This is a genomic window from Pseudonocardia sp. NPDC049154 (assembly GCF_040648315.1).
Lineage (GTDB): Bacteria > Actinomycetota > Actinomycetes > Mycobacteriales > Pseudonocardiaceae > Pseudonocardia.
This window is the reverse complement of the sequence record NZ_JBEZDN010000005.1, coordinates 45466-59226: the sequence shown is the minus strand read 5'-3', so window position 1 is coordinate 59226 and position 13761 is coordinate 45466. Positions and strand designations below refer to the sequence as shown.

The 13761-nt window shown below is 72.1% G+C and carries 13 protein-coding genes; 2 read left to right on the top strand and 11 right to left on the bottom strand.

The annotated features are described in order from the left end of the window. Window positions 1-6: 6 nt before the first annotated feature. From AB0B41_RS04800 to AB0B41_RS04785, 4 genes are read right to left on the bottom strand one after another with little or no spacing between them, the layout of a single operon-like run. On the bottom strand, window positions 7-201 hold the full coding sequence (locus AB0B41_RS04800; RefSeq protein ID WP_358198994.1) for a hypothetical protein: 195 nt from the start codon (window positions 199-201) through the stop codon (window positions 7-9). Then, entirely contained in the window at window positions 198-1727 is a 1530-nt protein-coding gene (locus AB0B41_RS04795; RefSeq protein WP_358198992.1) for an NAD(P)/FAD-dependent oxidoreductase, read from the bottom strand. Before AB0B41_RS04795 ends, AB0B41_RS04800 begins: the two co-directional genes overlap by 4 nt. 43 nt (window positions 1728-1770) lie before the next feature. Beyond that, entirely contained in the window at window positions 1771-2547 is a 777-nt protein-coding gene (locus tag AB0B41_RS04790; RefSeq protein WP_358198990.1) for an SDR family NAD(P)-dependent oxidoreductase, read from the bottom strand. Continuing rightward, window positions 2544-3548 (bottom strand): GDSL-type esterase/lipase family protein, encoded by a 1005-nt coding sequence (locus AB0B41_RS04785; protein WP_358198988.1) that lies wholly within the window; start codon window positions 3546-3548, stop codon window positions 2544-2546. The genes AB0B41_RS04790 and AB0B41_RS04785 overlap by 4 nt, the downstream gene beginning before the upstream one ends. 229 nt (window positions 3549-3777) lie before the next feature. Here AB0B41_RS04785 and AB0B41_RS04780 point away from each other — a divergent pair, with 229 nt between their 5' ends. Both AB0B41_RS04780 and AB0B41_RS04775 read left to right on the top strand, forming a co-directional pair. Further along, entirely contained in the window at window positions 3778-4710 is a 933-nt protein-coding gene (locus tag AB0B41_RS04780; protein ID WP_358198986.1) for a helix-turn-helix domain-containing protein, read from the top strand. A 76-nt stretch (window positions 4711-4786) separates the two neighbouring features. Next, on the top strand, window positions 4787-5380 hold the full coding sequence (locus tag AB0B41_RS04775; protein ID WP_358198984.1) for a TetR family transcriptional regulator: 594 nt from the start codon (window positions 4787-4789) through the stop codon (window positions 5378-5380). 29 nt (window positions 5381-5409) lie between these two features. On the opposite strand, the gene AB0B41_RS04770 is transcribed toward AB0B41_RS04775, so the two are convergent. The 7 genes from AB0B41_RS04770 to AB0B41_RS04740 form a co-directional block, all read right to left on the bottom strand. Next, window positions 5410-6318 (bottom strand): enoyl-CoA hydratase, encoded by a 909-nt coding sequence (locus AB0B41_RS04770; protein WP_358198982.1) that lies wholly within the window; start codon window positions 6316-6318, stop codon window positions 5410-5412. Window positions 6319-6375: 57 nt separating this feature from the next. After that, the gene (locus tag AB0B41_RS04765) at window positions 6376-7500 is read right to left on the bottom strand and encodes a serine hydrolase domain-containing protein (protein WP_358198980.1); all 1125 of its coding nucleotides are present in this window, start codon (window positions 7498-7500) and stop codon (window positions 6376-6378) included. Between the two features lies 1 nt (window position 7501). Beyond that, a complete protein-coding gene (locus AB0B41_RS04760) occupies window positions 7502-8704 on the bottom strand; it encodes an amidohydrolase family protein (RefSeq protein ID WP_358198978.1) in 1203 nt (400 codons plus the stop codon). A 117-nt stretch (window positions 8705-8821) separates the two neighbouring features. After that, entirely contained in the window at window positions 8822-9610 is a 789-nt protein-coding gene (locus AB0B41_RS04755; protein WP_358198976.1) for an FCD domain-containing protein, read from the bottom strand. Window positions 9611-9620: 10 nt separating this feature from the next. Continuing rightward, window positions 9621-11267: an AMP-binding protein gene (locus AB0B41_RS04750; RefSeq protein WP_358198973.1), complete on the bottom strand. Its 1647-nt coding sequence runs from the start codon at window positions 11265-11267 to the stop codon at window positions 9621-9623. Between the two features lie 19 nt (window positions 11268-11286). Continuing rightward, window positions 11287-12444: an acyl-CoA dehydrogenase family protein gene (locus AB0B41_RS04745; protein WP_358198971.1), complete on the bottom strand. Its 1158-nt coding sequence runs from the start codon at window positions 12442-12444 to the stop codon at window positions 11287-11289. 1 nt (window position 12445) lies between these two features. Continuing rightward, complete coding sequence (locus tag AB0B41_RS04740) at window positions 12446-13690, bottom strand: CaiB/BaiF CoA-transferase family protein (protein WP_358198969.1); 1245 nt, start codon at window positions 13688-13690, stop codon at window positions 12446-12448. Window positions 13691-13761: the final 71 nt, after the last annotated feature.

Genomic DNA, 13761 nt, shown 5'->3' with positions numbered 1-13761 from the left:
GGCGGGTCACCCCCGGTCCAGGGTCGCGGCGGGGGCCGGGACACCCGCGGTCCGCTGCGCGTCCGCGGACACGGTGTTGACCGTGCGGATGTCGATGGCCCGCAGGACCTGGAACGCCTGCCAGGTGCGGCGGCCCTTGCCGACCAGCGGCACGGCGGCCGCGACCGCGGCCGCCCCCGCCGTCCATGCGACGAGCTTCACGGCGTCGCCACCTCCTCCTTCTCCGGCGCGGGCGCACAGGCTCCGAGCTTCGACTCGACCCGCAGGCACGGCCCGCGCAGCGCCTTGGTGAGCGCGCCGTAGATCATCACGCCGTCCGGCCACTGGGTCGCGATCCGGCCGGACTCCGAGCGGTAGTAGTTGTTCTCGTACTGGAAGGCGGTCCCGACGAGCATCTTCTGGACCGACCGGTCGTAGAGGTCGGCCGCCCACTCGCGGACCTCGACCGAGCTCGCCCGGGCCCGCTCGACCCGGCTGATCGCCGAGGCGATGTAGGAGGCCTGCAGCTCCAAGTTGGTGACGATCGTGCCGCCGTTGGTGTTGGGGCCGTACATGATGAAGAAGTTGGGGAACTCCGGGACCATGATCCCCAGGAAGGCCCGCTCGTCCCCGGCCCAGTAGTCGTGGATGCTGCGCCCGGTGCGCCCGGTCACGTCGAACGTGCTCAGGAAGTTCGCCTTGAACCCCGTCGCCATGACCAATGCGTCGAGCTCGTGCTCGGCGCCCGCCCCGTCGACGACACCGGTCTCGGTGACCTCGCGGACGGCCTCGGTGACCAGCTTGACGTTGTCCAGCAGGAGCGCCGGGTAGAAGTCGTCGGTGATGATGGGCCGCTTGCCGCCGTAGGGGTACCTCGGCGTGACGGCCTCGATCAGGTCGGGTCGGCCCGCCAGGCTGCGTTCGATGTACCCACGGGCGGCCGCCTCCGCGCCGGTGTTCTGCGGGGTGCCGGGGCGCCACACGCCGCCGCCGAGCTGCCCGCGGTCTCGCTGGTAGATCTGCCGCCAGCGGATCGCCTTCTGCGCCAGCCGGGAGTCGAGCGCGGCGCGCTCGACGTCGGTGTACGGGCGGGCCATCTTCGGCACCATCCAGCCGGGCTCGCGCTGGAACATCACGACCTGTTTGGCCTGGCCCGCCAGCGTCGGCACCACCTGGGCGGCGGTCGAGCCCGACCCCACCACGCCGATCCGCTTGCCCTCGGGGTCGAAGCCGGAGTCCCACTTCGCCGTGTGGAACAGCGGCCCGCCGAAGGTGTCGATCCCGGGCAGGTTCGGTAGCTGCGGGTCGCTCAGCAGCCCGACGGCGCTGACCACGTACTTGGCCCGCATGATCTCCGCGCCGTCGCCCGAGTGCAGGGTGTAGTCCTGCCGGTCCTCGTGCCACTGCACGGTCTTGACCTCGACGTTGTAGCGCACCTTGTCGGCCAGCCCGAACCGCTCCAGCACGGCGGCGAGGTAGGCCTGCAGCTCCGCCTGCCGCACGTGGGTGCGGCTCCACTTCCACGGCATCCACGAGTACGAGTAGAGGACCGACGGGGTGTCGACCTCGGCGCCCGCGTAGGTGTTGTGCCACCAGGTGCCGCCTGGCCCCCCGGCCTTGTCGAGCAGGGTCACCCGGTCGAAGCCGGCCTTGCGGAGCCGCACGGCCATCCCGATGCCGGCGAACCCGGCGCCGATCACGGCGACCGCAGGGTCCTCACGGCGTCGTCTCAGTAGTCTGCGCAGCATTCCTGCGGTCCCTCCTCGAAGTCGGTCGGCGGCTCGGCGCCGGTCAGTCCAGGTCCATCAGGCTGTGCCTGACCGTGACGCCGCCGTCGACGGTCAACGTCTGACCCGTGATGTAGTCCGCGAGCGGGGAGGCGAGGAACGCCGCGGCGTTCCCGATGTCCTCCGGCCGGCCGCGGCGGCCCAGCGGCACCTTGACGACGAGCTGGTCGTCACCGGTGCCCGCGCGGGCGGGGGTGTCGATGGTGCCCGGAGCGACGGCGTTGACCCGGATCCCGTGCCGCCCGTTCTCCACGGCGAGGGTCTTCACCAGGCTGATCAGGCCCGCCTTCGCGGCGCCGTACGAGCCGTGCCGCGTCGATCCGTCCAGGCCGCTCACCGAGGCGATGACGACGATCGCGCCGCGTCCGGCGGGGATCATGTGCCGCAACGTCTCCTGCGCCACGACCCACTGCTGGCGCAGGTTGATCGCGAGCACCGAGTCGAAGGTGGCGTCGTCCTCGTCGGCGCTCAGCGCCCACTTCGACCCGCCCACCACGTTCACCAGCACGTCCGGCACGCCCTGGGCCTGCACGACGTCGGCGATCGTGGACCGCACGGCGTCCCGGTCAAGGACGTCGACGACGTAGGCCTCCGCGGTGCCGCCGGCCGCGCGGACCGCGTCCGCGGTGGCCTTCGCCGCGTCGGCGTCCCGGTCGAGGCAGGCGACCGCGAGGCCGTCCCGGCCCAGGGCCAGGGCGCACGCCCGCCCGATGGCGGGTCCAGTCCCGACGACGATCGCCGTCCGTCCCTCCGCCGCGTCCGTGGACTGTGCTGTCGTCATGGGGTCACCTTCCGGATCGTGGGTTCGCCGAGCTCGGCCAGCACGGGGGTGAGGGCGTCCGCCATCGCCCGGTGGCCGTCGTCGTCGGGATGGATGCCGTCCGCGAGCCGCCCCTCCGCCACCAGCGGCAGGCCCTCGACGAGACGGAGCAGGGGGTCCGCAGCCGCCAGCCGCCGGGCCTCGGCCTCGAAGGCGGCGCGCAGCTCGGCGAGCGTGGCGCCGACGACGTTCGCCGTGTCCTCGGCCTCGGGTCGCAGGATGGGGCTGAGCACGGCGACGGGGGTCTCCGGGTGCCCGGAGCGCACCACCGCCACGAAGTCCGACAGAAGTCCCGCGAGGTGCGCGGGCCCGGTGGGCAGCGCACTCCAGTTGTTCGTGCCGAACGCGAGCGTGATCAGGTCCGCCTCGAGCCCGGCGATCTGCAACGCGGCCCCGATCTCCCCGCGGGCCGCCCCGGCGAAGCCGAGGTTCCACACGTCGAGCCCGAGTCGGCGCGCGGTGACGGCCGGGTACGTCAGCCCGGGGTCGGTCGCCGACCAGCCCTGGGTGATCGAGTCCCCGTAGGCCAGCCACCGCGGCTGGGCCGGGGCGGCGGCGATCGTGCCGCCCACGGGCACCAGCGACACCGGGTAGGCGCGCAGCGCCTCGGGGAGGTGCAGCGTGTGGCGCTCCCCGTCGGCCCGCAGCGGCACGACCACAGCGGTGTCGCCCTTGGCGACCGGCACCGCGGCCAGCCGCTCCGCGCCGCGCCACACGGTCACCGCGTCGGCCATGGTCGGGGCCGCCAGTACGTGCCGCTCCCCCGTGCGCAGCCCGAGGACGACCGCCTCGGCGTGCGAGACCAGCTCCAGACGCAGACCCGCGGGCACCTGTGCGGTGTCCCACGTGTCGTGCGGGAGCTTGGACCGCAGCGCCTCCGTGAGCCTGCTCCCCGTGGCGCCGTCGGCGGGTCCTCCGCGCAGGAAGGGAAGGGGAGACGTCGGCGAGGGTGGATGCGGCACCGGCGAACCTCTCTGTTCGAATATTCGGACAGCTAGACCGAATGTCGAAAATGTTAGGCACGACAGTCGGCCACGTCAACGCCCGGTCCGCGCAGTGACGGCCCGGGCCGGGGCCGGCGTGTCGTCACCCGTCTCGTCCCGCCTGCTCGTGCGATGCGACACTGGGAGCCCGACGGACCCGTCGCCCCGTCGGGCCGCAGAGGATCACCGGAGCACTCGAGGAGCGTCCGTGGCAGGGGCAACGTCGAACCCGACGAAGCGGGTCGTCGCGCTGCTGAACTTCCTCGCCCGACGGCCGGGGCGCAGCTACTCGCTCTCCGACCTGTCCCGCGAGCTGACGATCAGCAAGTCCACGCTGCACCCGCTCGTCGAGACCCTCGCCGAGGCGGGCTACCTGATGCGGGACGAGTCGAGCAGGCTCATCCGGCTCGGGCCCGTCCTGACCGGGATCGGGGCGGCGGCGCTCGGGCACCGCGCGCACATGGTCGACTCGCTGCGCCCCGCGATGGAGGTCCTCGCCCACGACCTGGACGCGCACTGCCTGGTCAGCGCCGTGTTCGACGACTGGATCGTGCCGATCGCGGCCGCGGGCGAGCCGAGCCGGGTCACCACCCTGTTCCGGCTGGGCGCGCGGGCGAACCCGTTCGCCCCGCCCCTGGGCGTGCTGTTCCTGGCGAGCAAGCCGATGAGCGAGGTGCAGGACTGGCTGGACCGCGCCCAGCCGCCGATGGACCCCGCCGAGATCGAGCTGGCCCTCAGCGCCGTCGACCTGCTGCGGACCACCGGCGTGGCCGCCGCGAGCAGGCTGGACGTCAAGGCACGCATCGAGAAGGCGCTCGACGACTACGCCACCGTCGCCGACGAGTCGCAGCTGCCTGACATGATGCGTGAGCTGCGTCGCAGCCAGTACGCGTTCACCGACTTCAGCCGGCTCGACAGGGTCGAGGTGGACTGGATCGGCATCCCGCTGTGCGACGAGCGCGGCCGGGTGGACGCGGCGCTGGTCGTGCTCAACCTGCCGGACCGCCGCAACGGGCCGGAGATGCTGGAGATCGCGACCCGGATGAAGGACGCGGTGCGCGCCGTCCCGGGGGTGCGGCTGCTCGCGGGCACCGACGAGCGGACGGTGTCCGCGCGGCAGTCGGTGGGCCGCGGGGCGTGAGATCGACTGCGCCCGCACGTCGACCGGGTCGCGCCCGGTAGGGTCGGTGCGGCGAGAGGACGAACCGGGAGGTGGCGTGACGACGGAACGCGTCCCGACGCTGCGTGAACGCAACCGGGCCCGCACCTACGCGGAGATCACCGACGCGGCCCTGGCGCTGTTCGAGGAGCACGGCTACGACGGCACGACCGTCGACCGGATCGCGACCGAGGCCGGCGTCTCCCCCGCGACGTTCTTCCGCTACTTCGCCTCGAAGGAGGCCGTGCTGTTCGCGGGCGAGGACGAGGCGGCCGAGACCATGGTGCGGCTCGTCGCGGAGCGTCCGGACCCGGCCCGGACCGTCGAGGCGCTGGCCGCGCCCGTCCTGGCGTACGCAGAGTCAATGCTCACGGAGAACGCGGGATCGCGAAGCAGGCGGCTCACCGTGCTCGTCATGACCACGCCGAGCCTGGAGTCCCGCAGCCTGCGGATGCGCCTGCGGTGGGAGCAGGACATCGCGCGCAGGCTGGCGGCGGAGGGCGGCCGCGATTCCCCGAGCCTGGGAGACACCGCGGTCGCAGCCGTCGCCGTCTCCTGTCTCACCAGCGCGTTGCGGCACTGGCGGCACGCGGACTCGACCGACCTGCCCGCGCTGGTCGCCAAGGCCTTCCGGTCGGTCCTGCCCGGCTGAGTGCCGTCCGCGCGGGCTGTGCGGGGCGTCTACGGCACGTCGCGCCGGGCGATCCTGGGCGGGCCCGCGGTACGCCAGTCTGGGATGTCCACGCCCGGCTTCGCCGCCGGGTAGCCGTCGCCGTTCACCTCGCGCCAGTGCGCGTGGTTGAGCTGGTGGACGTGGAAGTTCGCCTGCAGCGCCGCGGTGAAGCCCATGGTGTCCATGGTGTTGTTCACCGAGTCCTTGATCAGCAGCGCGGTGAGGGTGGGGCGCTGCGCGATCCGGCGGGCGAACTCCAGGGTCTGCTCGACGAGCGTCTCCGGCGGGAACACCTTGCTGACCATGCCGAGCCGGTGGGCCTCGTCGGCGTCGAGGGCGTCCCCGGTGAGCAGCAGCTCCTTGGCCTTGCGCGGCCCGAACTCCCAGGGGTGGGCGAAGTACTCGACCCCGCACATGCCCAGCCGGGTGCCGACCACGTCGGCGAACACCGCGTCCTCGGCCGCCACGATCAGGTCGCAGGCCCACATCAGCATCAGCCCGGCGGCCAGCACGTTGCCCTGGACCTGCGCGATCGTGATCTTGCGCAGGTTGCGCCAGTTCCGGGTGTTGGCGAAGAAGTGCTGCCACTCCTGCAGCAGCTGCTGCTCGACGCCACCGGACCGGCTGCCCCCGTGGACCAGGCTCGACGGGTGCGCGCCCGGTCCCGGCGTCATCTCCCGCTGCTGCACCTCCGAGCCCATGTCGTGCCCCGCGGAGAAGGCCTTGCCCGCGCCCGCGAGGATCACCACCCGGACCGTGTCGTCGGCCTCGGCGAGGGCGAACGCCTCGTCGAGCTCCACGAGCATCGCCCGGTTCTGCGCGTTGCGCGCCTCCGGCCGGTTCAGCGTGATCCGGGCGATCACGCCGTCGTCCAGCAGCTCGTAGCGGACGTACTCGAACTTCTCCGCGCGACTCATCGGTGTCAGGTGTCTCCTCGTGCTCGCCGCCGCGGCGGCCGGTGGTGGGTGGGGTCTTCAGGTGAGGTCGGCGCCGAGGTTGGCCCAGTTGGTGATCGTCGCCGCGCCGCGCGAGGTGAGGTCGTAGCCCTTCTGCGGGTAGCCGTTGCTCAACACGCAGAACGACAGGCCGCTGCGCGGGTCGCAGAAGCCGATCTGGTACGCCGAACCGCCGTGCCCGAAGGTCTCCGGCGAGCCGGTCGCGGGGATCCAGCCGTCGGGGTTCTCGCCGCGGACGACCACGAACAGCCCGACCGACGTCGGCTTGGTGCCGCCGCCGTAGAGCGGATCGCCCGCGGGAACCGCCGTGACGTGCGGCCGGGTCGCCTCCGCGATCGCCTCCCGCGACCACAGCGGCGAGTGCAGCAGCGCCTGGTAGTGCAGCGCGATGTCCGAGGCGCCCGCACACACGGTGTGCGCGGGCTCCCCCGCCGCGACGACGGCCCGCTCCCGGAAGAACCACGGGCCCCACGGGTCGACCTCGCTGCCGTCCCCGTCGGTGCAGACCATCGGCGCGACCGTCGCGATCTGCTCCTCCGCCGACAGCCCGAGCGCGAGGTCGAGGCCCAGCGGCTCGGCGATCTCGCGGCGGAGGTACTCCGCGAGGGTGAGCCCGGTCCGTCGCTCGACCACCTCGGCGATGATCCACGCCGTGGAGGTGAGGTGGTACTGGAACACCTCGCCGGGCGGGTCGTCCAGGCGCCACTTGGCGAACGCGGCGAGCCGGGCCTCCCGGTCGGTCATCTTCGGGAACCCCAACGGGGCGAAGGCCAGGCCCGCGGAGTGCGTGAGCATGTGTGCGAGGGTCACGGCCTCCTTACCGTTGGTGCCGAACTCCGGGATGATGTCCGCCACCCGCTCCCCCGGGTCGACCCTGCCCTCGCCCATGAGCTTCCAGATCGCGCTGGCTACCACGGTCCGCCCCACCGACTGCGTGAGGTAGCGGGGTGCGCCCTCGCCGAACGTCTCCGAGGCGACGAGCCGTCCGGAGCGGGCGACCGCGACCTGCGCGGACGGCAGCCCGTGGTGCTCGACCTCCAGGCGGATCCGGCGCAGCAGCACGTCGAGCCGGTACGGGTCGACGCCCACCTCCTCCGGCGCGACGGTCTCCTTCGACAGCGGAGTGACCGCGGTACTCTTCATATCAGCGCGCGCCGAGCAGCTCGAGGCCGTTGTCCCGCAGGAAGCGCCTCCGCTGCTCCTCACCGAGCCCCTCGACCTTGAGATAGAAGTCCGCGGGCTCGCGCAGGCCCTCCGCGTGCGGCCAGTCCGACCCCATCACGAGCGCGTCCACGCCACCGAGGCGGTCGGCGAGACTGATGGTGTCGTCCTCCGGGTACGGGACCACGCGGACGTGGTTCTTGAACACCGTGCTCGGCCGCTCCTTGAGCTGCCCACCCAGCCACGGGCCGTTGCGCCCCATGCCCCGGCTCTTGTCCATGTGCCGGATGAAGTGCGGCACCCACTCGGCCCCGTACTCGCTGACCAGCACCTTGATGTTCGGGAACCGCCCGAACAGGTTGTCGAAGATCAACGCCGAGAGCGTGTCGGTGATCGGCCGCTCGCCGTAGGTGTTCTGCCACTGCCACGCCGAGAACTGGAACGGCGGGACCAGGCCCCAGCCCCAGTGTGAGGCCACGTTCTCCTGGTAGTGGTACTCGGTGATGTGGTACGCCACGACCACGCCGGCCTCGTTGACCCGGGCCCAGAACGGGTCGAAGTAGGGGTCTCCCGGCGACCGGCCGTCGACCGGGCCGGGAGGCAGCATGACGAACCGCGCGCCCGCGGCCAGCACCCGGTCGAGCTCCGCGCAGGCCCGGTCGAGGTCGTCGAGCGAGAGCAGGGCGGGCGCGTAGATCCGGTCCTCGGTGTTGAACCCCCAGTCCTCGTCGATCCAGCGGTTGAACGAGGTCAGGTTGTCGAAGAGCACGTTCCCCTTGAGGTAGGCCCAGACGAACAGCCCCCACCCACCGGGGTACATGATCGCCCGCTCGATCTGCTGCTCGGTGAGCTGGACCAGCCGGGCCTTCTTGTCGACGTACTCCTGCTGGATCGGCTCGTAGAACCGCTCCGCGTCCGTCGCGTTGCCCGACGAGCGCGCCTTCAGCATCTCCACGAGCGAACCGGGGACGTAGGCCTGGTCCAGGTCGTGCTCGAGCGCGGTGACGATCCGGTCGTTGGCCAGTAGGACCTTGCGGCCCTCGGCGTTGCGGATCGGGTAGACCGCGGTGTGCAGCCTGTCCTTCGGCATGAACCGCGTGAAGCAGTCCTCCGCCTCGATGGAGTGCTGGTCGAAGTCCAGGAGCCGGTACGGGAGCTCGCCGACCGAGTTCTCGATCAGAGCCATGAGGGGTCCCTCCTGCGGTGGTGGGTCCCGTCGGGGCGCGCGTCGACACCGACGGGCAAATCATGAGAGATGCTATCATCCTGACTGACCATGGCACAATACGTGCACGGCCGCCGGTCACGCCATGAGGTCGAGCACCGTCGTCACGTGTGGGCGCTCCAGGTATGCGCGGGCCTCGACGAGGTGACGCCGCCACAGGCCCGCGGCGGCCTCCCGCTCCCCCGCCTCGATCAGGTCGACGACGAGGTGGTGCGCGGAGAAGCCCTTGCGGCTCGCCCGGGCGTGCGCGGGAGTGCCCACGGTCGACGCCACCTGCTCGACGTTCGCCTGGTCGACGATCTGCTCGAGCAGTCGCGCGAGCAGCTCGAGGGTCCGGTTCCCGGCGAGCTCCACGAGCAGGGAGTGGAACGCGACGTGGACGCGGATCGACCGCAGTGGTTCGTGGGCCGCGGCGTCGTGCCCCGCGAGCGCCGCACGCAGCCGCGCCACCGACTCGGCGTCGGCCCGTTCGGCCAGCAGCCCCACTGCCTGCGGCTCCAGCACGATCCGCGCCTCGTCGACGTCGGCCAGGGTGGTCCCGCGATGCTGCAGGATCAGCCCGGCCTGGCGCGCAGCGAGGGCCGGGTCCGGCTCCTGGACCTTCGCCCCGCCGTTGGCCCCTCGCCGCACGACGATCAGCCCCTCGGACTCCAGCACCCGGAAGGCCTCGCGCAGGGTCGGCCGCGACACGTCGAACCGGGCCAGCAGCGTGGCCTCCCGCGGCAGCGCGTCACCGCCGCGCAGCTCGCCGCGCACGATCTGTCTGCGCACGTAGTCGGCGACGATCTCCGCCATCTTCGGGACCCGCACCCGCCGACCCACCTCGGGGAGGCTCCGGTCCCGCCACGCTGCGGGTTCGGTGCTCATCGCGGGTCGGTCATCGCTCGGTCACCAGCCGCTCCGCCCGCTCGCGCAGGAGGTTCTTGGTCACCTTCATGCTCGCGTTGCGCGGCAGCTCGTCGGTGACCACGACGTAGCGCGGCACCTTGAAGTTCGCGATGTGCTCGCGCGCCCAGGCGCGGAACCCGTCGGGGTCGATCGTCGCGCCGTCGCGCGGCACCACGAACGCCGCGCCGGTCTCGCCCATGCGCGTGTCCGGCACCCCGACGACGGCGATGGCCGCGACGTCCGGGTGCCCGCCGAGGATCAGCTCGACCTCCGCCGGGTAGACGTTGAAGCCGCCGCTGATGTACATGTCCTTCTTGCGGTCGGTGATCCGCACGTATCCGCGCTCGTCCATGACCACGACGTCGCCGGTGTGCAGCCAGCCGTCCTCGTCGATCGCGGCGGCCGTGGCCGCCGGGTCCTGCCAGTACCCCCTCGTCACGTTGTAGCCGCGGGTCAGCAGCTCGCCCGCGGTCCCCGGGGGCACCGGCTCGCCCTTCTCGTCGACGACCTTGAGCTCGACGTCCAGCACGGCCCGACCCACGGTGGACACCACGTCCTCGAACGCGTCCACGCCCGGGTAGGTGGTGGTGGCCAGCGAGGTGTTCTCGGTCATCCCGTACGAGCTGACCAGCACCTCTACGCTCATCTCGTCGACGACCCGGCGCATCAGCTCGGGCGGCACGGACGCCGCCGAGATCATCACGACCCGCAGCGCGAGCCGCTCGCCCGTCCGCTTCTGCCAGGCCAGCATGTCGTTGAACAGGGCGGGCGGCCCGAGGAGGATGTTGATGTCCTCGTCGACCACCCGGCGCGCCACCTCCTCGGGGTGGAACGTGGCGACCGGGTGGATCGCGGTGCCGTGCACCAGGCAGCCCATCCAGCCGGCCTTGTAGCCGAACGTGTGGAAGAACGGCGGGACGATCAGGTAGCGGTCGCCCCGGCCGAACGTCAGGACCTTCGTGTACCAGCCGTGCGCCCGCAGCGACTGGGCGTGGGTGAGCATCACGCCCTTCGGCCTGCCGGTGGTGCCGGAGGTGAACATGATGTCCGACAGGTCGTCCCCGGAGACCGCGGCGATCCGCGCCTCGGCCTCCGCCGCCGGGACGGACTCGCCGGTGGCGGCGAAGTCCTCCCAGCTCTGGGCACCCTCGGGCACCGCGCCCGAGAGGACCACCGTGTGCAGCTCCGCGAGGTGCGGGGCCGCCTCGCGCAGCGAGCCCAGCAGGTCCAGGCCCAGGAAGTCGGTGACCGTGACGATCCCGCGGGCCTGGCTCGCCTCCAGCACGAAGGCGGCCTCGTCGCCCTTGAAGCGGGTGTTGAGCGGGACGAGCACCCCGCCCGCGCCCTGGATCGAGAGGGCGGCGAGCACCCACAGCGCCGAGTTCGGCGCCCACAGGCCGATCCGGTCGCCCGGCTCCACACCGGCCGCGATCATGGCCCGCACTCCGCGCACCAGCTGCGCGTCGAGGTCGGCGAAGGTCCACCGCAGCGGCCCCTCGACGATCGCCTCGTCCTCGGCGAACCGTGTCGCGTTGACCCGGACGACGTCCGGGATCGAGCGGAACTCCAGGTCGTAGCGAACCTTGAGCTCGTCGGGGAGTTCTGGAGCCCGAACCACTCCGTCCTCGGCACCCATCGAGAGCATTCCTTCCGTGTCAGGCCCGGGCGGCGGGACCAAGCGCCGAGCGGGCGATGATGACCTGCTGGATCTGGCTCGTGCCCTCGTAGATCCGGAACAACCGCGCGTCCCGGTAGAAGCGCTCCACGGCGACCCCGCGCATGTAGCCCGCGCCGCCGTGGACCTGCACCGCGCGGTCGGCGACGCGGCCGACCATCTCGGAGCAGAAGTACTTGGCCGCCGACGGCCCGGCGATCGTGTCCGTGCCCGCGTCGAACGCCCGCGCGGTCTCGACCACCAGCGCACGACCGGCCAGGTGATCCGTCACCGAGTCGGCGATCAGGCCCTGGACCAGCTGGAACGTGGCGATCGGCTTGCCGCCCGCCTCGCGGGTCCTGGCGAACTCGACGGACTCCTCGACCAGGCGGGCCGCCATGCCGACGCAGAGCGCGGCGATGTGCACGCGGCCGTGCGCGAGGCACCGGGCCGCGATCCGGAAGCCGTTGTCCACGCCTCCCTCGCCGCCGATCACGGCGGACGCGGGGACGCGCACGTCGTCGAGGTACACGTCGGCGGTCCAGGCGCCGAACTGGCCCATCTTGTGGTCCTTGGGCCCGATGGACAGGCCCGGGGTCTCTCGCGGCACCAGGAACGTGGAGATGCCGCGGTTGCCCGGTGCGTCCGGGTTGGTGCGGGCGAAGACCATGATCACGTCCGCCACCGGCGAGTTCGTGATGTAGCGCTTCGACCCGTTGATCACCCAGCCGTCGCCGTCCCGGCGCGCGGTGGTGGTCAGGCTCGACGGGTCCGAGCCCGCGTCCGCCTCGGTGAGCCCGAAGCTCGCCGTGACCTCGCCGCTCGCCAGCTTGGGCAACCACTCGGCCTTCTGCTCGTCGGTGCCGCCCTCGAGCAGCACGTGCCCGGCGATGCCGTTGTTGGTGCCGAACAGTGAGCGCAGCGCGGGAGTGGTCCAACCGAGCTCGAAGACCAGCTGCACCTCCTCCGATGCGGTGAGCCCGAGGCCGCCGTACTCCTCGGGGATGGTGAACCCGTAGAGGCCCATCTTCTTGCAGGCCTCGACGATCTCGGCGGGAATCTCGTTGCGCTCGTCGATCTGCTCCTCGAGCGGCACGACCTCCGTGCGCACGAAGTCCCGCACCGCGGCGAGGACGTCCTTCAGGTCGTCGGTCTGCATCTCATGCTCCTCGTGAGGGGGTCGCGGCGGGGGCGCCGACCACACCTGCCGCGTGCAGGGCGGCGCGGTCGGCCTCGCGGTAGCCGAGGTCGGCCAGGACTGCGTCGGTGTGCTCCCCGATCGCCGGCAGTGCGCCCATGCGGGGCTCGTGGCCGCGGATGATCGGCGGCGGCAGCAGGGAGGTGACCGGCCCGCCCGGCGAGTCGATCTCCCGCCAGCGGTCGCGGGCGGCGAGGTGCGGGTGCGCGACGACCTGGGCGGGGGTGTTGTACCGAGAGTTCCCGATCCCCGCCGCGTCCGCCGCCTCCTGCACCTCGTCCGCGGTGAGCTGCGCGACCCACGCGCCCACGGCCTCATCGACCTCGGCGCGCCGGGCGACCCGGTCGGGGTTGCGCCGCAGCGGCTCCGACTCGGCCAGGTCGGGTCGGCCCATGGTCGCGACGAGCCGCTGCCACTCGGCGTCGTTCGTGGTGCCGAGGACGACGGTGTGGCCGTCCTTGGTCGGGTACGCGCTGTAGGGCGCCACCGCGGGCGACCCCATCCCGACCGGCTGCTGCTCCTCCCCGGAGTAGCGGGTGTAGGTCAGCGCGTAGCCCATCAGCTCGGCCATGGTGTCGAACAGGCTGACGGCTGCGGTGGTGCCGCGGCCGGTGCGGCCCCGGTCCTGCAGCGCGGCCAACACGGTGATCACGCCGTAGAGCCCGGTGCACGCGTCCGCCATCGGGGGGCCCGGCTTGGCGGGGCTGCCCTCCCAGCCGGTGATCGCGCACGCCCCGGACTCGGCCTGGACCAACAGGTCGTAGGCCCGCTTGTGGGACAGCGGACCACCGGTGCCGTAGCCGCTGATCTCGACGGCCACCAGGTGCGGGTGCCGCGCGGCCAGCTGGTCCGCGTCGATCCCGAGCCGGGTGGTCGCGCCGGGCGCCAGGTTGGACACCAGCACGTCCGCCCGCGCCAGCAGCCGGTGCAGGACCTCTTGCCCCTTCTCGGACTTGACGTCCAGGGCCAGGGACTCCTTGTTCCGGTTGAGCCAGGCGAAGTGGGCGGACTGGCCGTGGACCACGTCGTCGTAGTGCCGGGCGAAGTCCCCGGTGCGCGGGTTCTCGATCTTGACGACGCGAGCGCCCAGATCACCCAGCGTGCGGCTGCACATCGGCGCCGAGACCGCCTGCTCGATCGCGACGACCGTGAGGCCGGCGAGCGGGCCGCCCCCCGAGACCGCGGCGTCGCCGTCTGAAGTGTTCATCAGGTAAATATGCTAAACGTATAGCGGGGTCGTTGGCGAGGCCCGGTTCGGTCGTGGGGGATCGCGACGCT